This is a genomic window from Pelomonas aquatica, from assembly GCF_026712205.1.
Lineage (GTDB): Bacteria > Pseudomonadota > Gammaproteobacteria > Burkholderiales > Burkholderiaceae_C > Pelomonas > Pelomonas aquatica.
On the sequence record NZ_JAPPUW010000009.1, the window covers coordinates 185,779 to 209,117 of the forward strand.

Annotated in this window: 26 protein-coding genes; 8 read left to right on the plus strand and 18 right to left on the minus strand. The window is 71.2% G+C overall.

Features of this window, described 5'->3' with window-relative positions; all coding sequences use genetic code 11:
* Positions 1-86: 86 nt before the first annotated feature.
* From NYP07_RS11935 to uvrC, 3 genes are all read right to left on the minus strand, one after another.
* Entirely contained in the window at positions 87-344 is a 258-nt protein-coding gene (locus tag NYP07_RS11935; RefSeq protein ID WP_268150670.1) for a hypothetical protein, read from the minus strand.
* Between the two features lie 18 nt (positions 345-362).
* On the minus strand, positions 363-881 hold the full coding sequence (locus NYP07_RS11940) for a hypothetical protein (RefSeq protein WP_268150672.1): 519 nt from the start codon (positions 879-881) through the stop codon (positions 363-365).
* A gap of 96 nt (positions 882-977) precedes the next feature.
* On the minus strand, positions 978-2,870 hold the full coding sequence (gene uvrC, locus NYP07_RS11945; RefSeq protein ID WP_268150761.1) for an excinuclease ABC subunit UvrC: 1,893 nt from the start codon (positions 2,868-2,870) through the stop codon (positions 978-980).
* Positions 2,871-3,010: 140 nt separating this feature from the next.
* On the opposite strand from uvrC, the gene earP reads away from it, so the two are divergent.
* Together earP and efp are read left to right on the plus strand one after the other, a co-directional pair.
* Positions 3,011-4,030 carry an elongation factor P maturation arginine rhamnosyltransferase EarP gene (gene earP, locus NYP07_RS11950; RefSeq protein ID WP_268150674.1) on the plus strand — a complete coding sequence of 340 codons (1,020 nt, stop codon included), beginning with the start codon at positions 3,011-3,013 and terminating at the stop codon, positions 4,028-4,030.
* An 80-nt stretch (positions 4,031-4,110) separates the two neighbouring features.
* Positions 4,111-4,665, plus strand: a complete 555-nt coding sequence (gene efp / locus NYP07_RS11955; RefSeq protein WP_268150676.1) for an elongation factor P — start codon at positions 4,111-4,113, stop codon at positions 4,663-4,665.
* Between the two features lie 53 nt (positions 4,666-4,718).
* Here efp and NYP07_RS11960 read toward each other — a convergent pair whose 3' ends face one another.
* The 7 genes from NYP07_RS11960 to mltG all read right to left on the minus strand — a co-directional run bounded on the left by NYP07_RS11960 (position 4,719) and on the right by mltG (position 9,579).
* Positions 4,719-4,943, minus strand: a complete 225-nt coding sequence (locus NYP07_RS11960; RefSeq protein WP_268150678.1) for a hypothetical protein — start codon at positions 4,941-4,943, stop codon at positions 4,719-4,721.
* A gap of 119 nt (positions 4,944-5,062) precedes the next feature.
* The gene (locus NYP07_RS11965; RefSeq protein ID WP_268150680.1) at positions 5,063-5,716 is read right to left on the minus strand and encodes an ankyrin repeat domain-containing protein; all 654 of its coding nucleotides are present in this window, start codon (positions 5,714-5,716) and stop codon (positions 5,063-5,065) included.
* On the minus strand, positions 5,713-6,501 hold the full coding sequence (locus tag NYP07_RS11970) for a TatD family hydrolase (RefSeq protein ID WP_268150682.1): 789 nt from the start codon (positions 6,499-6,501) through the stop codon (positions 5,713-5,715). Before NYP07_RS11970 ends, NYP07_RS11965 begins: the two co-directional genes overlap by 4 nt.
* A gap of 13 nt (positions 6,502-6,514) precedes the next feature.
* Complete coding sequence (locus NYP07_RS11975) at positions 6,515-6,895, minus strand: PilZ domain-containing protein (protein WP_268150762.1); 381 nt, start codon at positions 6,893-6,895, stop codon at positions 6,515-6,517.
* Between the two features lie 79 nt (positions 6,896-6,974).
* Positions 6,975-7,979 carry a DNA polymerase III subunit delta' gene (locus NYP07_RS11980; protein ID WP_268150684.1) on the minus strand — a complete coding sequence of 335 codons (1,005 nt, stop codon included), beginning with the start codon at positions 7,977-7,979 and terminating at the stop codon, positions 6,975-6,977.
* The gene (gene tmk, locus NYP07_RS11985) at positions 7,973-8,605 is read right to left on the minus strand and encodes a dTMP kinase (RefSeq protein WP_420852387.1); all 633 of its coding nucleotides are present in this window, start codon (positions 8,603-8,605) and stop codon (positions 7,973-7,975) included. The genes NYP07_RS11980 and tmk overlap by 7 nt, the downstream gene beginning before the upstream one ends.
* Positions 8,587-9,579: an endolytic transglycosylase MltG gene (gene mltG / locus NYP07_RS11990; protein WP_268150688.1), complete on the minus strand. Its 993-nt coding sequence runs from the start codon at positions 9,577-9,579 to the stop codon at positions 8,587-8,589. Before mltG ends, tmk begins: the two co-directional genes overlap by 19 nt.
* Positions 9,580-9,626: 47 nt before the next feature.
* On the opposite strand from mltG, the gene ygfZ reads away from it, so the two are divergent.
* Positions 9,627-10,505 (plus strand): CAF17-like 4Fe-4S cluster assembly/insertion protein YgfZ, encoded by an 879-nt coding sequence (ygfZ, locus tag NYP07_RS11995; protein ID WP_268150690.1) that lies wholly within the window; start codon positions 9,627-9,629, stop codon positions 10,503-10,505.
* On the plus strand, positions 10,502-10,756 hold the full coding sequence (locus tag NYP07_RS12000) for a DUF4936 family protein (RefSeq protein ID WP_268150692.1): 255 nt from the start codon (positions 10,502-10,504) through the stop codon (positions 10,754-10,756). Before ygfZ ends, NYP07_RS12000 begins: the two co-directional genes overlap by 4 nt.
* 16 nt (positions 10,757-10,772) lie before the next feature.
* On the opposite strand, the gene NYP07_RS12005 is transcribed toward NYP07_RS12000, so the two are convergent.
* From NYP07_RS12005 to NYP07_RS12025, 5 genes are read right to left on the minus strand one after another with little or no spacing between them, the layout of a single operon-like run.
* Positions 10,773-11,075: a type II toxin-antitoxin system RelE/ParE family toxin gene (locus tag NYP07_RS12005; protein WP_268150694.1), complete on the minus strand. Its 303-nt coding sequence runs from the start codon at positions 11,073-11,075 to the stop codon at positions 10,773-10,775.
* Complete coding sequence (locus NYP07_RS12010; RefSeq protein ID WP_268150696.1) at positions 11,072-11,302, minus strand: addiction module protein; 231 nt, start codon at positions 11,300-11,302, stop codon at positions 11,072-11,074. The genes NYP07_RS12005 and NYP07_RS12010 overlap by 4 nt, the downstream gene beginning before the upstream one ends.
* Before the next feature lie 47 nt (positions 11,303-11,349).
* Positions 11,350-12,207 (minus strand): YbgC/FadM family acyl-CoA thioesterase, encoded by an 858-nt coding sequence (locus NYP07_RS12015; protein ID WP_268150698.1) that lies wholly within the window; start codon positions 12,205-12,207, stop codon positions 11,350-11,352.
* Entirely contained in the window at positions 12,204-13,100 is an 897-nt protein-coding gene (locus tag NYP07_RS12020; protein WP_420852388.1) for an alpha/beta hydrolase, read from the minus strand. The genes NYP07_RS12015 and NYP07_RS12020 overlap by 4 nt, the downstream gene beginning before the upstream one ends.
* A 29-nt stretch (positions 13,101-13,129) precedes the next feature.
* Positions 13,130-14,824 (minus strand): S10 family peptidase, encoded by a 1,695-nt coding sequence (locus NYP07_RS12025; RefSeq protein WP_268150702.1) that lies wholly within the window; start codon positions 14,822-14,824, stop codon positions 13,130-13,132.
* A 54-nt stretch (positions 14,825-14,878) separates the two neighbouring features.
* Between NYP07_RS12025 and NYP07_RS12030 the strand changes: the two genes are divergently transcribed.
* Positions 14,879-16,018, plus strand: coding sequence for an iron-containing alcohol dehydrogenase (locus tag NYP07_RS12030; protein ID WP_268150704.1), 1,140 nt, complete (start codon positions 14,879-14,881; stop codon positions 16,016-16,018).
* A 119-nt stretch (positions 16,019-16,137) separates the two neighbouring features.
* On the plus strand, positions 16,138-17,685 hold the full coding sequence (locus tag NYP07_RS12035; RefSeq protein WP_268150706.1) for a methyl-accepting chemotaxis protein: 1,548 nt from the start codon (positions 16,138-16,140) through the stop codon (positions 17,683-17,685).
* Between the two features lie 21 nt (positions 17,686-17,706).
* On the opposite strand, the gene NYP07_RS12040 is transcribed toward NYP07_RS12035, so the two are convergent.
* Positions 17,707-18,840 (minus strand): beta-ketoacyl-ACP synthase III, encoded by a 1,134-nt coding sequence (locus tag NYP07_RS12040; RefSeq protein WP_268150708.1) that lies wholly within the window; start codon positions 18,838-18,840, stop codon positions 17,707-17,709.
* 108 nt (positions 18,841-18,948) lie between these two features.
* Here NYP07_RS12040 and NYP07_RS12045 point away from each other — a divergent pair, with 108 nt between their 5' ends.
* A complete protein-coding gene (locus NYP07_RS12045) occupies positions 18,949-20,259 on the plus strand; it encodes a DUF3422 family protein (protein WP_268150710.1) in 1,311 nt (436 codons plus the stop codon).
* Between the two features lie 236 nt (positions 20,260-20,495).
* A complete protein-coding gene (locus NYP07_RS12050) occupies positions 20,496-21,473 on the plus strand; it encodes a GMP reductase (protein WP_268150712.1) in 978 nt (325 codons plus the stop codon).
* 15 nt (positions 21,474-21,488) lie between these two features.
* Here the strand turns inward: NYP07_RS12050 and NYP07_RS12055 are convergent, their stop codons facing one another.
* Together NYP07_RS12055 and NYP07_RS12060 are read right to left on the minus strand one after the other, a co-directional pair.
* Positions 21,489-22,568 (minus strand): sensor histidine kinase, encoded by a 1,080-nt coding sequence (locus NYP07_RS12055; protein WP_268150714.1) that lies wholly within the window; start codon positions 22,566-22,568, stop codon positions 21,489-21,491.
* Positions 22,568-23,269 (minus strand): response regulator transcription factor, encoded by a 702-nt coding sequence (locus NYP07_RS12060; protein WP_268150716.1) that lies wholly within the window; start codon positions 23,267-23,269, stop codon positions 22,568-22,570. Before NYP07_RS12060 ends, NYP07_RS12055 begins: the two co-directional genes overlap by 1 nt.
* Positions 23,270-23,339: the final 70 nt, after the last annotated feature.

The following is a 23,339-nucleotide window of genomic DNA, read 5'->3' on the forward strand; positions in this document are numbered from 1 at the left end:
CAGCGGCGCGACCTCGATGGCCGTGATGGCCGACAGCGACAGCATCCGCGGCTCGGCCTGCACCGGGTACGGCCCGGTGGAACTTCTCAACGCCGCGGCGGTGGCAGCGGCGCCGCGGCCCTGACCTCGCGGACCTCGACGTCCACGACATCCTCGGCCGGCGGCGCATGCCGGGCCCAGGGGTTCTTGTTCACGCGGAACTGCAGATCGGGCTTGCGCCCGGTCAGCAGGCTGACGAGCAGGAAGCCGACGAAGGCGACGACGGCGAACAGGACCAGGCCGAGGCCGACGATGGCACCGGCCGCGATGAACAGCACGCGAAGCAGCAGGGAAAACAAACGCATGGCCGCATTGTGCGGCCCTTAGTCCAGGCTGCGCGGCTTGAAGCGGCGGTCCTCGTCGAACAGGAAGGTCTCGGTGAAGCGCCAGGGCTCGGGCATGCGGCGCACATCGCCGAACGGGGCCGCGCGGTTCACGGCGTCGATGGCCATCTGCAGGGTCTCGGGGCCGAACCTGGGGCCGCGGACCACGTTGATCCTGCGCACGCTGCCGTCGGCCTTGACCTCCACGTCAAGCACGACGAGGGTCAGCAGATGGGCGGGCGCCGGCGTCATATAGGTGCGCTCGGGGTTGGCCATCACGAGGCGCTCGGCGGCCTGGCGGCGCAGTTCGTCGTTGGTGCGCACGGCGCGCGGCGCCGGCATGCCCGGCGCGGGCCTGGCCGCGGCGGCCGAGGGTGAAGGTGCGGCAGCCACCGCCGGCACGGGCGACGGGGCCGGCGTGGGTGCTGGCGCCGGGGCGCGGGGCGCGGCGCTGCAGCCGGCCAGCAGCGGGCCGATCAGCCACCGCGCGGCGCGCTTGAGTCGGTCGACAGCGGACATGTTTTTTCCTCGCGGGGGCTGTTGTGTTCCGGGGCGCTATCTTGCGCCAGCTTCGGGTGGCGGGTGCCGGTCTCTTTGCAACGCGCGGTAGCGGCGTCAATGCAACGCGCGGTAAATCTCCTCGGCCAGCTCGCGCGAGATGCCCTTCACGCCGGCCAGCTCGTCCACGCTGGCGCCGGCCACGCCCCGCACGCCGCCGAAGCGCTGCAGCAGCTGCGAACGCTTCTTCGGCCCGACGCCGGGCACGTCCTCCAGCCGCGAGCCGCCGGTGCGCGTCGCGGCGCGCTTGGCCCGCATGCCGGTGATCGCGAAGCGGTGGGCCTCGTCGCGGATCTGCGCGATCAGCATCAGTGCCGCCGAGTCGCGGCCCAGGTAGACCTTCTCGCGGCCGTCGGCGAAGACCAGTTCCTCCAGGCCGACCTTGCGGCCCTCGCCCTTCTCGACGCCGGCGATCAGGCCCAGGTCCAGGCCGAGCTCCTCGAAGACCTCGCGCGCCATGCTGACCTGGCCGCGGCCGCCGTCCACCAGCACGAGGTCGGGCAGGCGCCCGGTGCCGAGCTGCGCGGCCTCGGCCATCTTGCTGTAGCGGCGCGTCAGCACCTGGCGCATGGCCGCGTAGTCGTCGCCGCCGGTGATGCCCTCGATGGTGTAGCGCCGGTACTGGCTGCTCTGCATCTGGTGGCCCTCGAAGACGACGCAGCTCGCCACGGTCGCCTCGCCGGCCGTGTGGCTGATGTCAAAGCATTCGACGCGGAACTTGTCGATCTCGGGCGGCGCCAGGTCCAGCGCATCGACGAGGGCGCGCGTGCGCGCCTGCTGCGAACCCTCCTCGGCCAGCAGGCGCGCCAGCGCGAGCTCGGCGCCCTTGACGCACATCTCCAGCCAGATGCGGCGCTGGCCGCGCGGCTGGGCCTGCACGGTCACGCGACTGCCGGCCTGGGCCGCCAGCGCCTCGGCCAGCCCGGCATCCGCCGCCTCGCTGACGACGATCAGCCCGGGCACCGGCGAGGCCAGGTAATGCTGGGCCATGAAGGCCTCCAGCACCTGGCGCTCGGGCGAGCGGGTCTCGTCGCCGTCCAGCTGGATGGCGGTCGCGTCGTCGACATGGCGGGGGAAGAAGGCGCGGTCGCCCAGATGACGGCCGCCGCGCACCATCGCGAGGTTCACGCAGGCACGGCCGCCCTGCACGCGCACGGCGAGGATGTCGACGTCGCGGTCATGCCCCGTCGCGCTGCTCTCCTCGACGACCTGCTGCTGCAGCACCTTGGACAGCGCCTGGATCTGGTTGCGCACCTCGGCGGCCAGCTCGTAGTGCTGGGCTTCGGCGTAGGCCATCATCTGCGCCTGCAGCGCCGCCATCACCTCGTCGGTCTCGCCGCGCAGGAAGCGCTCGGCGCCGGCGACGTTGCGCGCGTAGTCGCCCGTCTGGCCGGCCGGCACGCAGGGGCCGGAGCAGCGCTTGATCTGGTGCAGCAGGCAGGGCCGGCTGCGGTTGTTGAAGACGCTGTCCTCGCAGGTGCGCAGCCGGAAGACCTTCTGCATCAGCTGGATGGACTCTTTCACCGCCCAGGCGCTCGGGAAGGGGCCGAAATACTGGTGGCGCTTGTCCACCGCGCCGCGGTAGTAGCTCATGCGCGGGTAGGCGTGGCCGCTGAGCTTGAGATAGGGGTAGCTCTTGTCGTCCCGGAACAGGATGTTGAACCGCGGGTTCAGCGTCTTGATCAGGTTGTTTTCCAGCAGCAGGGCCTCGGCCTCGGTGCGCACCACCGTCGTTTCCAGCCGCGCGATGCGCGCGACCATCATGCCGATGCGGGTGCCGCCGTGGTTCTTCTGGAAGTAGCTGGAGACGCGGCGCTTCAGGTCCTTGGCCTTGCCGACATAGAGCACCTCGCCCTTGGCGTCGAAATAGCGGTAGACGCCCGGCAGGGCCGGCAACGCATTGACCTCGGCCACCAGCTTCTCGCGCACCTCGCGCGCGGCGGCCTCCATCTCGACGGCGCGCTGCTTCTCGGCGGCCTCGACGGCGGCGCGCTCGGCGGCCCACTCGGCCTGGGTCTGTTCGCCGAGGTCGGCGTTAGAGGGGGGCGTGCTCGACATGGGCGGGATTTTGGCCTGGGACAATCGGCCTCATGCTCTGGGACCTCTTCTGCCGCGTCATCGACAACCACGGCGACCTGGGCGTCTGCTGGCGGCTGGCGCGCGACCTGGCGGCGCGCGGCGAGCGGGCGCGGCTGTGGGTCGACGATGCAGCAGCGCTGGCCTGGATGGCGCCCCGGCGCCCCGACGGCATCGAGCTGCGCGGCTGGCCCGAAGGCGACGCGGGCGTGCCCCCGGGTGACGTCGTCATCGAAGCCTTCGGCTGCGAGCCGCCGCCCGCCTTCGTCGCCCGCATGGCCTCGCGCCGCCCGGCGCCGCGCTGGATCAACCTCGAATACCTGAGCGCCGAGGACTATGTCGAACGCAGCCACGGCCTGGCGTCGCCGCAGTTGAGCGGCCCGGCCGCGGGCCTGAGCAAGCATTTCTTCTACCCCGGCTTCACGCCGCGCACCGGCGGGCTACTGCGCGAGCCCGGCCTGCTGGAGCGCATCGCGGCGTTCGACGGCCCGGCCTGGCTGGGCGCGCGCGGCTGGGCGCCGCGGCCGGGCGAGCGCGTCGCCAGCCTGTTCGCCTATGCCAACCCACGGCTGCCGGCGCTGCTCGACGCGCTGGCCGCCCGGCCCACGCTGCTGCTGGCCTGCCCCGGCCCGCTGCAGGCGCAGGCCACGGCGCGGTCCGGCCTGCGCGTCATCGCCCTGCCCTATCTGCCGCAGGACGACTACGACCGGCTGCTGTGGGCCTGCGACCTGAACCTCGTGCGCGGCGAGGACTCCTTCGTGCGCGCGCAGTGGGCCGGCAAGCCCTTCGTCTGGCACATCTACCCCCAGCAGGACGACGCCCACCACGCCAAGCTGGAGGCCTTCATGGCCCGCGCCGGCCTGCCCGAAGCCTGGCGCGCGGTCTGGCGCGGCTGGAACGGCCTGGCACTCCTGCCCGGCCCGCTGCCCAGCCTCGACGAGGCCGCCGCGCATGCCTCGGAGTGGCGTGCGCAATTGGCGATGCAGCCGGATCTGCTGACGCAATTACAGAGCTTCTTAGGGGTTTCCAGCTAGAATGACGGGCTTTGCCGCGCCAAACCGGAGTTTTACGGGGCCTGGTGCGCAGTGACCGACTCAATCACGAGATACCCACCATGAAACTCGCTCAAGAAATCCGCGCCGGCAACGTGATCATGCAGGGCAAGGACCCGATGGTCGTGCTGAAGACCGAATACAGCCGCGGCGGCCGTGGCGCGGCGACCGTGCGCATCAAGATGAAGAACCTGCTGAACGGCGCCGGCGCCGAGCTGGTCTTCAAGGCCGACGACAAGATGGAGCAGATCATCCTCGACAAGAAGGACTGCACCTACACCTACTTCGCCGACCCGATGTATGTCTTCATGGACACCGAGTACAACCAGTACGAAGTCGAGTCGGAGAACATGGGCGATGCGCTGTCCTACCTGGAAGACAGCATGGCCGTCGAAGTGACCTTCTACGATGGCAAGGCCATCTCCATTGAGCTGCCCACCAGCGTCGTGCGCCAGATCGAGACCGAGCCGGCCGTCAAGGGCGACACCTCGGGCAAGGTCATGAAGCCCGCCCGCCTCGTCGGCACCGGCTTCGAGATCGCCGTGCCGCTGTTCGTCGAGAACGGCGACAAGATCGAGATCGATACCCGCACGCACGAGTACCGCAAGCGCGTCTGAGCCTTTCGGACCCCGCCAGCAAAAACGCCCGCATCAGCGGGCGTTTTTGTTTCTTATTCGGCGCCGCCCGGGAGATCGGACAGGTCGGGCACCTCGGCGTCGATGTCGTCGTCGAAATCGGCGCTGGCCTTCATCGGGATCCAGGGCCGGTCCAGCGGCCGGTAGACGCGGCGTTGCAGGCGCGCCAGGCGGTCCGAGCGCTCGATGGCGTTCATCACCTGATCGGGAGCGATCAGCATCGCGAACGGGTCGGCCAGGTTCGGGGTGTTGGACAGCATGGTGGGCAAGCCTGTGGGTGACGATGGCCTCACTGTAGGCAGGCGCCCCCGGCCGCAACAGTCGTCCCAGCGCGCTGGCGGCTGTAAGACTTTGCCCTACACGCCGCCCGGGCCGCCCACTATTTGGCAGCGTCGGCCGCGCGCTGGCGCTCGGCGCTGATGCGGCGCAGTTCGGCGGCAATGCGGTCGCGGCCGCCGCGCTGCGCGAAGTCGGCCGCGGTCAGCTCCTGCTCGTTGGCCGCGCGCGGCTCCGCGCCGGCCTGGAGCAGCATGGGCACGAGGTCGCCATTGCCGTAGCGGGCCGCCATCATCAGCGGCGTCGTGCCGTTGTCGGAGCGCGCGTTGATCTCGGCGCCCTGCTCGATCAGCCAGGCGGCCACGCCGTTGTCCGGCCCGCTGCAGGCGTAGTGCAGCGGCGTCCAGCCCTCACGGTTGATCGCGGCGCCATGCTTGACCAGGGCCTGCACGGCCGGCAGCGAGCCGCGGATGGCGGCGATCATCAGCGGCGTCTCGCCCTGGGCATTGGGCTCGTCGACATGGGTCTGCGGCGAGGCCAGCAGGCTGTCCAGCGCCTGCAGCGAGTTTTCGCGCAGCGCGATGAAGATGGCCCGGCGCCCGCGCGAATCCGGCTGGTTGGGGTCCACGCCCTTGAGCAGCAGGCTGAGCACCGCGCGCGGCTCGTTCAGCTCGGCGGCCAGCACGAGGTCGTCGATGGGCTCGGCCCGGGCCGCGGCGGCCGCGGCCAGCGCGATGCCGACGAGCCAGGCCCTCATGCCACGGCCTCCGGCAGGCCGAAGAGGCGGCGCGTGTTGGCCGTCGTGATGGCAGCCAGTTCGGGCACGGCCAGCCCGACGGCGTCCGCCACCGCCTTGGCCACATGCGGCACATAGGCCGGCGTGTTGGTCTTGCCGCGAAAGGGCACGGGCGCCAGATAGGGGCTGTCGGTCTCGATCAGCACGCGCTCCAGCGGCAGCAGCTTCAGCAGGTCGCGCAGGTCCTGCGCGTTCTTGAAGCTGACGATGCCCGAGAACGAGATGTAGTAGCCGCGCTCCACCGCCGCCAGCGCCACGTCGGCCGACTCGGTGAAGCAGTGGAAGACGCCGCCGACCTGCTCGCCGCCCTCCTCGTCCAGCACGCGCAGCGTGTCCGCCGCGCTGGAACGCGTGTGGATGACGAGCGGCTTGGCGGCCTGCCTCGCGGCGCGGATATGGGTGCGGAAGCGCTCGCGCTGCCACTCCATGTCCGCGATGCTGCGGCCGTTCAGGCGGTAGTAGTCCAGCCCCGTCTCGCCGATGGCGACGACGCGCGGCAGCGCGGCCAGGCGCACCAGCTCGGCCACGTCGGGCTCGCGCATGTCCTCGGTGTCGGGGTGCACGCCCACGGTCGACCAGAGCTGCGGGTGCGCCAGCGCCAGCGCGTGCACGGCGTCGAACTCCTCCATCTGCGTGCAGATGCAGATGGCCTGCGCGACCTGGGCGGCGCGCATGTCGGACAGGATATCGGGCAGCCTCTGCTGCAGCTCCGGGAAGCTGAGGTGGCAATGGGAATCAACGAACATCGATCAGGAACGATCAGAGGGTCTGGGTCGGCTTGCTGGACGAGACGGCGGTGCCGAGGATTTCCTCGATGCGCACGCGGATCAGCCGCGTCTTCTCGTCGCCCGGAAAGCGCACGCCGACGCCCTGGGTGCGGCCGCCCGACGCATTGGCCGGCGTCAGCCAGGCGACCTTGCCGGCCACCGGGTAGCGCTGGTTGTCCTCGGGCAGCGCGAGCAGCAGGTAGACGTCCTCGCCGAGCTTGTAGTCCCGCGTCGTCGGCACGAACAGGCCGCCCTCGGTGAAGGCCGGGATGTAGGCCGCGTACAGCGCCGACTTCTCGCGGAAGACGAGCTGGATGACGCTGGGCCGCGCGCCCGAACCGGCCGCCGCGCCGCCCACCGCGGGCAGCGCCATCGGGCCGCCGATCTGGCTGGGCTGGAAGGACGGGTTCTGGCCGGGCTTGGGGTTGGCTTCGCTCATGGACCGAGTGTATTCACCGCAGGGACGCCGCCATCGCGGCCTGGGCCTGGGCCACCAGGGCCTCGATCCACAGGCCGGCGTTCAGCGGGTGGTCGGCATGCCGGGCCGCGCGGCGCAGCTCGGCATCCCAGGTCAGCAGCGGTGCCGCGCGCTTCGGGGCCGGCAGCGCACCCGCCGCGAAGAACTGGCCAGGCTGGCCGTGGCTGCGGCGCAGCAGGTCGTGGCACAGGCGCTGCAGCGCGTCGATGGCGCGCGGCGGTGCCCAGTCGGACAGGGCCGCCACCTCGCCGCGCGCCACCCGCTTGGGCAGGGCCTGCCAGGTCGCGTCCGTCAGCCCGGCCTCGGACCAGGCCAGCGCCTGCTGCGGCCGGCCGCCGGTCGCATCGAGCAGGCCGTCGCCGCCCTCCACGCCCTGGGCGACCAGCCAGGCCAGCGCGGCGGCGCGCTCCGGCAGCGCCAGCGGCAGCGGCTGGCAGCGGCTGCGGATGGTGGGCAGCAGGCCGGCGCTGTCATGGCTGGCGAGCACGAAGCGCAGCAGGCCGGAGGGCTCCTCCAGCGTCTTCAGCAGCGCATTCGCCGCGACGCCGTTCAAGGCCTCGGCGGGGAAGATGACGGCCACCTTGGCGCGCCCGCGCGCCGACGTGGCCTGCGCGAACGCGAGCAGGCCGCGCACGGCCTCGACCTTGATCTCGCGGCTGGGCTTGGCCTTGCCGGCCTTGGCGTCGGGCTCCTCGAAGGGCAGGCCGAGCGACTCGCGCGCCGGCGCCTCCAGCGCCTCGGGCATCAGCAGCTGGAAGTCGGGATGGGTGCCGCTGGCGAAGAGCTTGCAGCTGGGGCAATGGTTGCAGGCCGGCTGGCCGGGCGCGGCGGCCTCGCAGAGCCAGCTCTGCGCGAGCTTGACGGCCAGCTCCAGCTGGCCCACGCCGGCCGGCCCCTGCACGAGCAGCGCATGCGAGCGCGCCCGCACCAGCGCGTCGGCCAGCGGCGCCTGCAGCCAGGGCAGATCGGCGTTCAGCATGCCGGATACCGCGCTGCGAGCACGGCCAGCACGGCGGCACCGACCTGCTCGACCGTGCCGCGGGCGTCGATGCGGACGATGCGGCCCGGTGCCTGCGCGGCGCGCGCCGCATAGCCGGCACGCACGCGCTCGAAGAAGTCCAGGTCCTGCTGCTCGATGCGATCCGCCTCGCGGGCGCTCGCGCGGCGCGCGGCGGCCTGGCTGGCGGGCAGGTCGAACCACAGCGTCAGCTCGGGCTCGGTGCCCTCCTGCACCCAGTCGGCCAGCGGGTCCAGCACCGACAGCGGCAGGCCGCGGCCGCCGCCCTGGTAGGCGAAGCTGGCGTCGGTGAAGCGGTCGCAGAGCAGGGTCTTGCCGGCGGCCAGCGCGGGGCGGATGACGGTTTCGACATGGTCGCGCCGGCCGGCGAACATCAGCAGCAGTTCGGTCAGCGGGCCCATGGGCTCTCTCAGCACGATGTCGCGCAGCGTCTCGGCCAGCGGCGTGCCGCCGGGCTCGCGGCTGAGCTGCACATCGGCGCCGCGCGCGCGGAACCAGTCGGCCGCCGCCTGGATGTGGGTGGACTTGCCGGCACCGTCGATGCCCTCGAAGCTGATGAATCGTCCCGTCACTTGCCGCGGATGTATTTGTTGACCGCGCGATTGTGCGCGGTGAGGTCTTCGCTGAATTCGCTGCTGCCGTCGCCCCGCGACACGAAGTAGAGCGACTTGACCGCGGCCGGGTTCAGCGCCGCCTGCAGCGAGGCCGCGCCGGGCATCGCGATCGGCGTCGGCGGCAGGCCGCCGCGGGTGTAGGTGTTGTAGGGCGTGTCGGTCGTCAGGTCGCGCTTGTGCAGGCTGCCGTCGTAGGCCTCGCCCAGGCCGTAGACGACGGTCGGGTCGGTCTGCAAAGGCATACCGGCGCGCAGCCGGTTCACGAAGACCGCGGCCACCTTGCCGCGGTCGGCCGCCGCGCCGGTCTCCTTCTCGACGATGGACGCCAGGACCAGCGCCTCGTCGGCGCTCTTCAGCGGCAGGCCGGACGCGCGCCGGCTCCAGGCCTCGGCCAGGCGCTTTCTCATCGCCTCGTGGGCGCGCCTGAGCACGGTCAGGTCGCTGACGCCGCGGCTGTAGGCATAGGTGTCCGGAAAGAAGCGGCCCTCGGGCGCGATGCCAGGCTCGCCAAGCGCCGCCATGACCTCGGTATCGCTCATCGCCGCCGTCTTGGGCTTGAGCGCCGGTGCCGCGGCCATGGCCACTCTCAACTGGCGCCAGTTCCAGCCCTCGATGAGGCGTAACTGCTCCAGCACCTGGTCGCCGCGCACCATCTTGTCGAGCAGCTCATGCGGCGTGATGCCGCCGTGCACCTCGTAGCTGCCGGCGCGGATCTGCCTGGCCTGGCCCGACCACTTGAACCACTGGTAGAGCCAGCGCGCATCGGTCTGCACGCCCGCCGCCACCCAGGCGCGGGCCACCTCGGCCGGACTGGTGCCGGGCTCGATGGACAGCTCCACCGACGGCGCGGCCAGGCTCAGCGGGCTGCGCAGCCACTGCCACACGGCGCCCGCGGCCAATGCCGCCATCAACAACACAGCGAGCAGCGCCCGCACCCACCACTTCATGCCCTCATCCGAGCCCTGCCAAAAGGGCGCCGATGATAATTCCCGCCATGCTTCAAGCCTCCCAACTCCACCTCCGCGACTGGGGCGTGATCCGCGCCCAGGGCGCCGACGCCACCACCTTCCTGCACGGCCAGCTGACCCAGGATTTCGCGCTGCTCGACCGCGAACACGCGCGCCTGGCCGGCTTCTGCACGGCCAAGGGCCGGCTGCTGGCGACGCTGGTGGGCTGGCGCGGCGGCGAGGACGAGATCCTGCTGGCCCTGCCGGCCGAGACGCTGGCGGCCACGCTGAAGCGGCTTTCGATGTTCGTGCTGCGCGCCAAGTGCAAGCTCAGCGACGCGAGCGCGGAGTTCGCGGTCTACGGCCTGCTCGGCACGCCGGCCGCCGAGTCCTGGACGCTGGCGCGCGACGGCGACGCCGTGCAGATCGCGCTGCCCGGCTCGCAGCGGGCGCTGCGCGTGCAGCCCGCCGCCGCGCCGACGCCAGCAGGCGCCGCGATGTCGCCCGACGACTGGGCCCTGGCCGAGGCGGAGGCCGGCATGGCCTGGGTGCGCGGCGCGACCGTCGAGGCCTTCGTGCCGCAGATGATCAATTTCGAGGTGCTGGGCGGCGTGAACTTCAAGAAGGGCTGCTACCCCGGCCAGGAGATCGTCGCGCGCAGCCAGTACCGCGGCACGCTGAAGCGCCGGCTGCAGGTCTTCGAGACCGATGCCGCGGCCACGGTCGGCCAGGAGATCTTCCACAGCGCCGACCCCGAGCAGCCGGCCGGCGTCGTCGCCGGCAGCGGCTCGCGCGACGGGCGCAGCGTGATCGCCGCCGAGATCAAGCTCGCCGCGCTGGAAGGCGGCAGCCTGCATCTGGGCAGCGCCACCGGTGCTGTGCTACAGCCGCGCGCCCTGCCCTACGACATCCCGCCGCAGGAATGAGCGTACAACTCTACGTCTACTACCGCGTTGCGACCGAGCACGTCGACGCGGCCCTCATAGCCTTCCGCAAGGCGCGCGTCGAGGCGCCCATCGAGCTGCTGCAGCGGCCCGAGCCGGATGCCGAGGGGCACTGGACCTGGATGGAGATCTACCCGGAGGGCTGGACCCACCGCGAACCGCAGGTGGCCGTGGCGATGGCGCAGTGGCTGGCGAGCGAGCGCAAGGTGGAGCGCTTCGAGATGCTGGGCTGAACGGCTGGTACCGCCGTCATTCATCCTCTGCCCGGGTCATCCAGTAACCCGGCTGGTGGCGATCCGGTGCGATGGCGAAAACGATGAGCGCCTCCGGCTCGTCACGATAGACGACGGTGAACGGGAATCCCTTGACTTTGGTCTTCCTCGTGTCGGCCGGCCCTGGAGCCCCACCCTTGGGAAAGCGGCGGATCAGATCGAATGACGCCGCGACCGCCTCGCTGAACCGCTTGCCGGTGCCGGCCCGCTTGCTTTCGTAGTACAGCGTTTCGCGAATCAGTTCCGCCCGCGCCTCGCCACGCAGCCGCAACCGCTTCAAGGCGTCAGCCGCCGCATTTCGGCCAGCACATCGTCCAGTTCGTGCAGCGTGCCCTCGCCGCGTTCATGCGACGCCACGCGTCGAGCGATCTCGTTGCGCCAGAACTCGTCGTCACCACACGAAGCGTCCACCTGCAGAGACTCCAGCAGCAGGTCCAGCAAACGCACACGCTCCTCGGGCGACAGGCTGCGGCTTTGCGCCGCCAGGTCGGCAACAGGGTCGGACATCACGGCCTCCGCGAGTGGGCGAGATTTCGATTTGACCACTTCGACGCTCACAGAACCCTGACCATCTCCACATGCCCGATGCCAGCCTCCTCGAAAGGCTCGCCCCTGCGCTGGAAGCCCGCGCGCAGATAAAAATTCTCCGCCGACAGCTGCGCATGCAGCAGCACCTCGCGGTAGCCCTGCTTCCTCGCTTCGGCCATCAGCGCCTCCAGCACCTGGCGGCCGATGCGGGTGCCGCGCATCGTGCGCAACACGGCCATGCGGCCGATCTTGGCGACGCCGGGCACATGCTCCAGCAGCCGGCCGGTGGCCAGCGGCAGGCCGAAGCGGTTGCGCGCCAGCGCATGCAGGCAGCTGGCGTCGGCGGCGTCCCATTCCATGTCGGCCGGGATGTGCTGCTCCTCGATGAAGACCTGGCGGCGGATGGCCGTGGCCGCGGGGCCGTGCTCGGACCACGAGCCCAGGGCCACGTCGACGACGGGCTGGCCGGCCTCGAAGTCCTGCATCAGGCCGCGCAGGGCATCGGGCAGGCGCACGGGCGTCTGCGTGCCGGGGTCCGCGAAGACGTAGACCATCTCGGCCTGCACGAGCATCTGGTCACCATGGAAGATGGCGCCGTCGACCTTCATCGAGCTGTTGCCGAACTCGCGGCAGCGGATGCCGATGTCCAGCCGGTCGTCGTAGCGGGCCGAGCCGCGGTAGTCCAGCGTGGCGCGGCGTACATAGAGGTCGCCGCCCAGGCTCTTCATCGTGTCGGCATAGGGGATGGCCAGCGCCCGCCAGTAGCCGCTGACGGCCGTGTCGAGGTAGGTCAGGTAGTGGCCGTTGAAGACGATGCCCTGGGCGTCGATCTCGGCCCAGCGCACGCGCAGGGGCTCGAGGTGGCGGAATTCGGTGCGTTTCATGGTGCAAGTCTCTCCCTGAGGGCTTGGGCACAGGCGTCCAGCGCAGTCAGCGCCTCCGGGATGTACCGCCCCATCTTGATGAAGTCGTGGGTGACGCCACGATACAGCTCCAGCTGCACCGGCACGGCGGCCGCGCGCAGCATGTCGGCATAGGCCAGGCCTTCGTCGACGAGCGGGTCGCATTCGGCCAGCACGACGCAGGCCGGCGCGAGGCCGGCATGGTCCTCGGCCTCCAGCGGCGCGAAGCGCCAGTCGTGGCGCTGGCCCCGGTCGATGTAGTGGTCGAAGAACCAGGCGATGCTGGCCGCGTCGAGCAGGAAGCCGCTGGCAAAGAGCCTGTGCGAGGCCATGCAGGGCTGGCTGGCGGTGCCGGGCATGATGAGCAGCTGCAGCGCCAGCGGCAGGCCGCGGTCGCGCGCGAAGAAGGCGGTGGCGGCGGCCAGCGTGCCGCCGGCGCTGTCGCCGCCGACGGCGAGCCGGCGGCCGTCCAGGCCCAGCACGCCGGCCCGCTCTTGCAGCCAGGCCAGCGCGGCCCAGGCGTCGTCGACGGCGGCGGGAAAGCGGTGCTCGGGGGCCAGGCGGTAGTCCAGCGCGACGACGGCCGCACCGCTGCGCAGGGCCAACTGGCGGCACAGGCTGTCATGGGTCTCGAGGTCGCCGATCGTGAAGCCGCCACCGTGCAGATAGAGCAGCACCGGCAGCCTGGCCTCGCTCGGCGCGTAGAGGCGCGCGGGCCGGCCGGCGACTTCGAGCTCCTGCACGCGGGCCAGCGGCGCGCGCGGCAGGTCGAGGATCTCGGCGCCCATGCGGTAGGCCAGGCGGGCCTCGCGAGGCGTCAGGCTGTGCAAGGGCGGGCGCTTGGCGCGGTGGATGCGTTCGAGCAGGCCGGCCATGCGCGGGGTCAGGAGCTGGGCGGGCGGATTCATTGGGCCCGTATTGTCCGCGGCGGCACCCAGGGATCGCGCAGCGGGGCCTGCACGGCCTTCTCCGTCGTCGGCGCGACGCTGCCCGGCCGCTGCGGCGTGCCGGCGCGGTCGACGGCGATGGCGGGCTGCGCCTCCAGCGCACGCCGCTCGGGGCCGAGATCGGCCGCGGCGCGCAGGGCCAGCGTGTTGGCGTAGAAGGCCTTCAGGTCGGCGAGCTGCCGAGGGCGCGTCGTGTCGTCCAGATAGCTCATGTGGCCGCCGGCGTAGTTGCGGATCTTCACGCGGCTGGCGTCGACGCGGGCCAGGTCGGCCTCGGTCAGGTGGAAGGGCGTGGCCAGGTCGTGATAGCCGCTGACGGCCAGCACGCGCAGCCGCGGGTTCTGCGCCAGCGCGGCGGCGAGGTCGGGCAGCGTGTCGGGCAGGGCCAGGCCGGCGTGGCTGAAGTCCCAGGAGTTGACCGCATTGCTGAGCAGCACATAGGTCGACGCGTTGCGGTAGCCGAGCTGGTCGCGCAGATGGGTCGCGATGCCGGTGGCGAAGCTGTCGCCGAGCCAGGTGCTGGAGACGTCACCCTCGGACGCGAGCGGGCTGCCGACCGCCGCCTTCATGCGGCCGTCGTAACGCCCCAGTTGCTGGCCGGAGATCAGCCAGAGCCGGAAGTTGTCGGCAGAAACATCGAGGCTGGCCTGCCACTGCGAGGCAGGCAGCCCGGTCATGTCGGCCAGCGGCTGCCAGATCGCCGGCGTGGGCTGGCGGCTCGCCAGCCAGGCCTGCAGCGCGGGTGCGTAGACGCTGTCGGCATAACTGCGTGCCTGCGCGGCCCAGGCGGCGAGGTCGGTGGGCTGGGGCTGCGTCAGGCGGTGGAAGGCGCCGACCATCGCCAGGCTGGGCAGGTAGCCGCTGCAGGCATGGCCGCCGCTGATGCCGCAGTTGCTGTTGTAGTCCAGCGCCGGGGACTGCAGCACCAGGCCGTCGAGCATGACGCCGGCCTCCTGCAGCCGGCGCGCGAGCACGGCCGTGCGCGGGCCGCCATAGCTTTCGCCGTACAGGTATTTGGGCGAGGCCGCGCGGTGGTTGGCGGCCAGGTAGCGCTGGATGAAGTCGCGGAACACGGCCGCGTCGCTGTCCACGCCCCAGAAGCTGCGATTCGTGAAGGGCGCGATGGCCTCGGAGTAGCCGCAGCCCACGGCGTTGATGAAGACGAGGTCGGTCTGGCCGAGCAGGTGCTCGGCGTTGTCGACCATGGCGAAGGGCCGCGCGGCCGTCGTGTCGGGCACGCCGGTCACGAGGCGCCGGGGGCCGAAGCTGCCGAGCTGCAGCCAGACCGAGGCCGAACCGGGGCCGCCGTTGTAGAAGAAGGTGACCGGGCGCGTCGCCACGTCCGCGCCGGGCAGCGTGTAGGCGACGTAGAACATCGACGCCTCGGCCGCGCCGGTCGGGTCGCGCGCGATCAGGTGGCCGGCCGTGGCGGTGTAGCTCAGCGTCTGGCCGTTGGCCGCGAGGCTTTGCGTGCTGGTGGCGGCGGCCTCGACGGCGCCGGGCAGGGACGCGTCGGATGCCGATGAGTAGACCGTCGTGTCGGTCAGGCCGGGCAGCTTGTCCGGCACCGGCGGGGTCGTCGTACCACCTCCCCCGCCGCCGCAGGCTGCAAGGACGAGGGTGAGCAGCAGGGCCAGGGGAGTCGCACGCATGACGGCGAGTCTAGGCACGCCGGACTAGGATGCAAAAAGAATCACGGAGGCGCCATGGCCCAGATCCTCTACCTGACCCGCATCGAGCTGGCCTTCGGCGCCAGCCGGCTGCTGCCGGCCGAATGCGAGCGCATCGGCATCCGCCGGCCCCTCGTCATCACCGATGCCGGCGTGCGCGCGGCCGGCGTGCTGGACGAGGCGCTGGCCGCCTTCGCCACCCGGCCGCCGGTCTTCGACCAGACGCCCTCCAACCCGACCGAGGCCGCGGTGCGCCTGGCCGTGCAGGCCTGCCGGGAACATGGTTGCGACGGCCTCATCGCCATCGGCGGCGGCTCCAGCATGGATCTGGCCAAGGGCGTGGCCATCGCGGCCACGCACGAGGGGCCGCTGAAGCGCTACGCCACCATCGAGGGTGGCGCCGGCGACATCGGCGCCAGCGTGCTGCCGCTGATCGCCGTGCCGACGACGGCCGGCACCGGCAGCGAGGTCGCACGCGGCGCCATCATCATCGTGGCCGACGGGCGCAAGCTGGGCTTCCACAACTGGGAGCTGCTGCCCAAGGCGGCCATCTGCGACCCGGCGCTGACGCTGAAGCTGCCGCCGGCACTGACGGCCGCGACCGGCATGGACGCCATCGCCCACTGCATCGAGACCTTCCTCGCGCCCGCCTTCAACCCACCGGCCGACGGCATTGCGCTCGAAGGCCTGCGCCGCGGCTGGGGCGCCATCGAGCGCGCCACGCGCGACGGCCAGGACCGCGACGCGCGGCTGGACATGATGTGCGCCAGCGTGCACGGCGCGATGGCCTTCCAGAAGGGCCTGGGCTGCGTGCACTCGCTGAGCCATTCGCTCGGCGGCATCGACCCGCGCCTGCACCACGGCACGCTGAACGCGGTCTTCCTGCCGGCCGTCATCCGCTTCAATGCCGAGGCCGACAGCGTGCGGCGCGAGAGCCGCATCGAGCGCCTGGCCCAGGCCATGGGCCTGCCCGGCCGCGACGCCGATGCGGTGGCCGATGCCATCACGGCCATGAACGCCCGCCTGGGCCTGCCCGCCGGCCTGGCCGCGATGGGCGTGGGGCCGGAGCTGGATGCGCGCATCGTCGAGCACGCCCTGCCCGACCACTGCCACAAGACCAACCCGCGGCTGGCGAGCGCCGAGGACTATCTGGCCATGCTGGCCGATTCACGCTAACGGCAATTCGCGAGCAGTCTGGCCGGTTTGGCCGAGTATTCGCGCGCCTGCCCGGGCCGGCGGCGCTAGCATGTTGCGGGCCCCGGCGAAGGGCCCGACACCATTGCGAGGACAAGGAAATGCGACTTTCGATTGGGCAACGGCTGGCCGCGGGGTTTGCACTGGTTCTGGCGCTGGCGGCCTGCGTGATCGGGCTGTCCGGCTGGCGGCTGGCATCCACGGCCGCGGCGACGCGGCAGATGATGGACGAGCCCCTCGCCAAGGAGCGCCTGATCTCCGACTGGAACCGCAACATCAATTCCGGCGTGCGCCGCACGATCGCGATCGCCAAGAGCTCCGACACCTCGCTGGTGCCGCTCTTCGCCGAGGAGCAGGCGCAGTCGACCAAGACCTCCGCCGAGATGCAGGAGAAGCTCAAGGGCATGATCCGCACGCCGGAAGAGCAGGCGATGTTCGACGCCGTCAGCAAGGCCCGGCTGACCTACATCGGCTCGCGCGACGAGATCGTCAAGCTGAAGAAGGACGGCCAGGCCGAGGCCGCGGACAAGCTGCTGACCGAGGTCTTCCTGCCGGGCTCCAAGGTCTATCTGGCCCGGATGCAGGACTTCCTCGACCACCAGCGCGCCGAGATCGACCGGACGGCCAACGAGATCGACTCGACCAACAGCAGCAGCCGCGTGCTGCTGCTCGCGCTGGGCGCCGTCATGCTGTGCCTGGGCGGCGCGGCGGCCTGGACCATCACGAAGAGCATCACGGCCCCGCTGGTGGCCGCCAACGAACTGGCCGAACGGGTGGCCGACGGCAACCTCGTGCCCTCGGGCCAGGGCATGGCGGCGCGCTCCGACGAGATCGGCCAGCTGCAGATGACGCTGCGCCGCATGCGCGAGTCGCTGTCGGGCACCATCGGCGGCATCCGCGACGTGGCGGAATCCATCAACACGGCCGCGGCCGAGATCGCCAGCGGCAACCAGGACCTGAGCGCGCGCACCGAGAAGGCCGCGTCCAGCCTGGAGGAGACCGCCAGCGCGATGGAGGAGCTGACCGGCACCGTGCAGCACTCGGCCGCGTCGGCCGGTCAGGCCAATTCGCTGGCGCTGTCGGCGGCCAGCGTGGCCCAGCGCGGCGGCGCGGTGGTGGCCCAGGTCGTCAGCACGATGGACGAGATCAACGCCAGCTCGCGCCGGATCGCCGACATCATCGGCGTCATCGACGGCATCGCCTTCCAGACCAACATCCTGGCGCTGAACGCGGCCGTCGAGGCCGCCCGTGCCGGCGAGCAGGGCCGCGGCTTCGCGGTCGTGGCCGGCGAGGTGCGCTCGCTGGCGGGCCGCAGCGCGGACGCCGCCAAGGAGATCAAGAGCCTGATCGGCAGCAGCGTGGAGCGGGTGGAGGCCGGCTCGCGCCTGGTGGCCGAGGCCGGCTCGACGATGGACGAGCTGGTCGGCGCCGTGCAGCGCGTGAAGGACATCATGGGCGAGATCACGACGGCGACGGCGGAGCAGTCCGACGGCATCGCGCAGGTGAACATCGCCATCGCCCAGCTGGACCAGGTCACGCAGCAGAATGCGGCGCTGGTGGAGCAGTCCACCGCGGCGGCCGAGAGCCTGCGCGATCAAGCCCAGTCGCTGACGGCCGCGGTCGGCACCTTCAAGGTGGCGCGCCGCTGAACCCGGGGGCGAGGCCCGGTTTCAACGCTTGCGCACGACGACGCTGCCGATCGAGTAGCCCGCGCCAAAGGAGCAGATCACGCCCGTGTCGCCGGCCTTGAGGTCGGCGCGGTGGTGGTGGAAGGCGATGATGGAGCCGGCCGACGCGGTGTTGGCGTATTCGTCCAGGATCAGCGGCGCGACCTCGCTGCCGGCCTCACCGCCCACCAGCTTGCGGATGACGAACTGGTTCATGCCCTGGTTGGCCTGGTGCAGCCAGAAGCGGCGCAGCTGCGTCGGCTCCAGGCCCAGCTCGGCGAGATGGCCCTCGATATGGGCCGCGGCCATCGGCACGACCTCCTTGAAGACCTTGCGGCCCTCCTGATAGAAGGTCAGGTCGCGCGCGCTCGGGTCGCGATCCTCGGCGCGGTTCATGAAGCCGAAGTTGTTGCGGATGTTGCTGCTGAACTGCGTGACCAGCCGGGTGCCCAGCACCTCCCACTGGTCGGCGCTGGTGGCCGTGTCCGCGCGCTCGACGACGAGGGCCGTGCAGACGTCGCCGAAGATGAAGTGGCAGTCGCGGTCGCGCCACTCCAGATGGGCCGACGTGATCTCGGGGTTGACGACCAGCACGCAGCGCGCCGAACCGGTGCGCACCGCGTTGACGGCCTGCTCCAGCGCGAAGGTGGCCGAGGAGCAGGCCACGTTCATGTCGAAACCGTAGCCGCCCGCGCCCAGGGCCTGCTGGATCTCGACCGCCATGGCCGGGTAGGCGCGCTGCATATTGGCGCTGGAGCACAGCACGGCGTCGACGTCGGCGCCGGTCTTGCCGGCCGCGGCCAGCGCCTTCTGCGCGGCATCGACGGCGATCTCGGCCATCAGCGACAGCTGGTCGTCGGGCCGGGGCTCGAAGCGCGGGTACATGCGGGCCGGGTCCAGCACGCCGCTCTTCTCGACGACATAGCGCTGCTTGATGCCCGAGGCCTTCTCGATGAACTCGACGCTGGAATGCGTCAGCGGCTGGCGCTCACCGGCGGCGATGGCCGCCGCGTGCTCGGCGTTCTGCAGGTCCGCATAGGCGTTGAAGGCCGCGACCAGTTCGGCATTGCTGATGACGTGGGGCGGGCGGTAGAGGCCGGTGCCGCTGATGACCACGGCCGGGAATGAAGCTTGCATGATTGAGAAGGGGCCGCCGCCGCCCCGTGTTGGAACAAGGGCATGATTTTATCGAGCCGCCCTGGTGCAGCACCACGGCCCGCCCCTGGACCAACCCTGCCCCGCGCCATGCTTGAAGACAGCCTGCTCCCTGCCGACGACCCGCTGCGCCTCGTGCTGCACAACGAGGTCCATGCCCGCCCGCCCGCCCGCATCCGGCTGCCGGCGGCCATCGTCTACGTCGCGGTGCTGAACGACGGCGTCAGCCGCGCCGACGAGCACGCCCATCTGCAGCGCCTGCCCGGGCAGCACGCGTTGGCGTCGGACGCGCTGAACGCCAACTTCCTGCGCCTGCGCAGCGAGGGCTTCTCGCTGAAGTGGGAGCGGCACAGCGAGTTCACGCGCTACTCGGTCATGCAGGCCCTGCCGCCCGACGTCGAACCCGGCCCCGCGGCGCTGGACGCGCTGGCGCTGCGCGTGCCGCCCGACTGGCTGGCGCGCATCCCGGGCCGCACCTTCGTCGCCATCAAGATGGTGCTGCTGGAGCGCTCGCTGGCCTTCGCGCCCAGCGCGCTCGCCGAGGCCCAGGGCTGGTTCGGCGAGCATGCCGTCGTCGCGTCGACGATGGGCGGCGGCCACTCCATCGTCGTGACCGACTTCCGCCTGCGCGCCAGCGGCTTCGAGCATGTCGTCGTGCTGGCAGAGCCGGGCACGCCGGAGACCCGCGTCGGCCGCATCTCGCAGCGGCTGCTGGAGCTGGAGACCTACCGGCTGATGGCGCTGCGCGGCCTGCCGGTGGCCAAGGCGCTGGCACCGACGCTGGCCCAGGTGGAAGCCGCGCTGGCCGGCGTCACCGCGCGTCTGGAGCAGCGCGACGCCTCCGAGGCGGCCCTGCTGGACGACCTGATCGCAACGGCCGCCCGCATCGAGCACGCCACCGCCGCGCACGGCTACCGCTTCGCGGCGACCCAGGCCTACCACGCCATCGTCGAGAACCGCATCGCCGAGCTGCACGAGGGCAAGGTGGCCGGCGTGCAGACCCTGGGCGAGTTCATGCAGCGCCGGCTGTCGCCGGCCATCGCCACCGTGACGGCCACGGCCCAGCGCCTGGCCGCGCTGTCCCAGCGCATCTCGCGCACCAGCGCGCTGCTGCGCACCCGCGTCGACATCGCCACCGAATCGCAGAACCAGCAGCTGCTGACCCAGCTCGGCGAGGGCCAGAACACCCAGTTGCGCATGCAGGCCACCGTCGAGGGCCTGTCGCTGGCGGCCATCACCTATTACGTCGTCAGCCTGCTGGCCTATGGCTTCAAGGCGCTGAAGCACGAAGACTGGCTGCCGATCAGCCCGGAGCTGGCCATCGGGCTGGCCATCCCCTTCGTGCTGGCGACCGTGTGGTGGACGACGCGGCGCATCCACCGCAGGTTCTTCGGGCATTGAACACCGCGTAGAATCAATCACCGGGCCCAAATTTTTGGCGCCCGGTTTTTTGTGCCCGCTGCAATGGCGGGCCGGCAGCCGGGATCGCCAGGTCAAGCGCTCGCAGCCCAGGTCGCGCACTGCATGAACGCGCGCCGATTGATGCGAACTTCAGAAGGAAATGCCCCCACGCGCGCTCCGCTTGCTGCCCCCCGAGGGGGCGCGTCGGCGGTTTCGGGCGGCCGGGCACCGCTGACATGGAAATCTTCGACTACGACAACATCCTGCTGCTGCCGCGCCGCTGCCGCGTGGAGAGCCGCTCGGACTGCGACACCTCGGTGCAGTTCGGCCCGCGCCGCTTCAAGCTACCGGTCGTGCCCGCCAACATGAAGACCGTGGTGGACGAGCCCATCACCGAGATGCTGGCCCGCGAGGGCTACTTCTACGTGATGCACCGCTTCGACCTCGACGGCCTCGCCTATGCCCGCTCGATGCGCGACAAGGGCCTGCTGGTCTCCCTGAGCGTCGGCGTGAAGCCGGCGGACCATGCCCTCGTCGACCGGCTGGCCGCCGAAGGCATCGGCGCCGACTACCTGACCATCGACATCGCCCACGGCCATGCCGAGAGCGTGCAGCGCATGATCGGCCACATCAAGCAGCGCCTGCCCGCCAGCTTCGTCATCGCCGGCAACGTCGGCACGCCCGAGGGCGTCATCGACCTGGAGAACTGGGGCGCGGACGCGACCAAGGTCGGCGTCGGGCCGGGCAAGGTCTGCATCACGCGGCTCAAGACCGGCTTCGGCACCGGCGGCTGGCAGCTGTCGGCGCTGAAATGGTGCTCGCGCGTGGCCACCAAGCCCATCGTGGCCGACGGCGGCATCCGCCACCACGGCGACATCGCCAAGAGCGTGCGCTTCGGCGCCAGCATGGTCATGGTCGGCTCGCTGTTCGCCGGCCACGAGGACTCGCCCGGCCAGACCGTCGAGGTCGACGGCAAGATCTACAAGGAGTATTACGGCTCGGCCTCGGACTTCAACAAGGGCGAGTACCGGCATGTGGAGGGCAAGCGCATCCTGGAGCCGGTCAAGGGCCGCCTGGCCGACACGCTGCGCGAGATGCAGGAAGACCTGCAGAGCTCGATCTCCTATGCCGGTGGCACGCAGTTGTCGGACTTGCGCAAAGTGAACTATGTGGTGCTCGGCGGAGAAAACGCGGGGGAACACTTGTTCATGTGATCGCCCGCTTGCGCTTCAGCCGAAGCGCACGGACGCTTCGAATCCCGGCTCGGCGTTGCGCAGCGCCAGCCGCCCGCCATGGGCTTCGGCCACCAGCCGGCACAGGCACAGCCCCAGGCCGACGCCGCCCTCGTGGCGGCTGCGCGCGGCGTCCGGCCGGTAGAAGGGCTGACCCAGATGCGGCAGCGATTCCGGCGGCACGCCGGGGCCGAAGTCGCGCACGCCCAGGCGCACGCCGCTGCCCTCGCGGACGAGGCTGAGCCGCACCGCGCCGCGCGCTGCGTCGTTGTGGCGCAGCGCGTTGTGCACGAGGTTGCGCAGCAGCAGCTGCACACGCAGCCGGTCCAGCTTCAGCACCGGCAGGCCGGGCTCGACGTGCAGCACCACGCCCGGCAGTGCCTGTTCCCGTGCCAGCCCGGCGAGGTCGCAGTCGGCCAGCTGCAACGCGCTGTGGCCGCTGCCCAGCCGCTCGCTCTCCAGCAGCGCCGTGATGAGGTCGCGCATCTGCGCCAGCTCGTCCAGCAGCGCATCGCGCGAACCGCCCTCGCCCACCAGCTCGGCGTGCAGGCGTGCGCGCGTCAGCGGGCTGCGCAGCTCGTGGCTGATGGCCAGCAGCAGCGCACGCTTGCCGTCCAGCATGGCCTGGATGTCGGCGGCCATCTGGTTGAAGCGCACGGCCAGGTCGCCGATCTCGTCGCCATGGATGACGGGCACGCGGTGGTCGAACTCGCCGCGCCGGAAGGCATCCGCCCCCATCGCCAGCGCATGCAGGGGCCGGACCATGTGGCGAATCATGCCGAAGGCCAGTCCGGTCACGAGCAGCAGCGCCGGCACGGCCCAGAGCAGGCCATACGCACTGCCCATGGACGCCCACAGGATGCCGCTGCTGACGCAGGCCAGCAGCATGAAGACAGCGATCAGGCGCGCCCCCAGCGAATGCTTGAAGCGCGCATGCTGGTGATGCCAGCGCTGATGCCAGCGGTGCCGCACGCGCCAACGGTAGTCCCAGTCGCGCTGCATGCGCCTGGCGCGCTTCTTCTGCTTGCTGTCCCAACGCTCGCGCCAGCGGTGGTCGTAGGGATGGTGGGAGCGCATCAGGACTTCTCGGGCAAGGCGAAGCAATAGCCCGCATTGCGCAGCGTCTTCAGCGCGGCCAGCGGCTCCAGCTTGCGGCGCAGCCGGCTGACGAGGATGTCGACCGCCCGCGTGAGCAGCTCGGCCTCCTGGCCGCGCAGCCGGTTCAGGATGTCGTCGCGCGAGAACACGCGGCCGGGCTCGCGGGCCAGCAGCACGAGCAGCTCGTACTCGGTGCCGGTCAGTTCGAGCAGGCCGCGCTCGCTCTTCACCTCGCGGCGCGCGGTGTCGATCTCCAGGCCCTCGAAGCGCAGCCGCGTCGGCGTGGCCGGCGCCGCCACCGGGGTCAGCCGCGTGCGGCGCAGGATGGTCTGCAGCCGCGCGGCCAGCTCGCGCGGCTCGAAGGGCTTGGGCAGGTAGTCGTCGGCCCCCAGCTCAAGGCCGACGACGCGGTCGGTCAGGTCGCCCCGGGCCGTCAGCATCAGCACGGGGATGTCGCGCCAGTCCTCGCTGCCGGCGCGCAGCCGCTTGCAGAACTCGAAGCCGTCCATCTCGGGCAGCATGCCGTCGAGGATGAGGGCGTCGAAGCGCTCGGCGGCCAGGCGCGCCGATGCCGCGCTGGGCCGGGTGACGGCTTCGAGCTGCAGGTCGAAGCGCGCCAGGTATTGCGCCAGCGGCCCGGCCAGCGCCTCGTCGTCGTCAATCAGCAGCAGTCGGTGCATGGCGCGGATTATTTGCGCCGGCGCAGCGGTTGCGGTCGATGCGCGGCTGCCAGCGGCCGGGCGCCCGCCT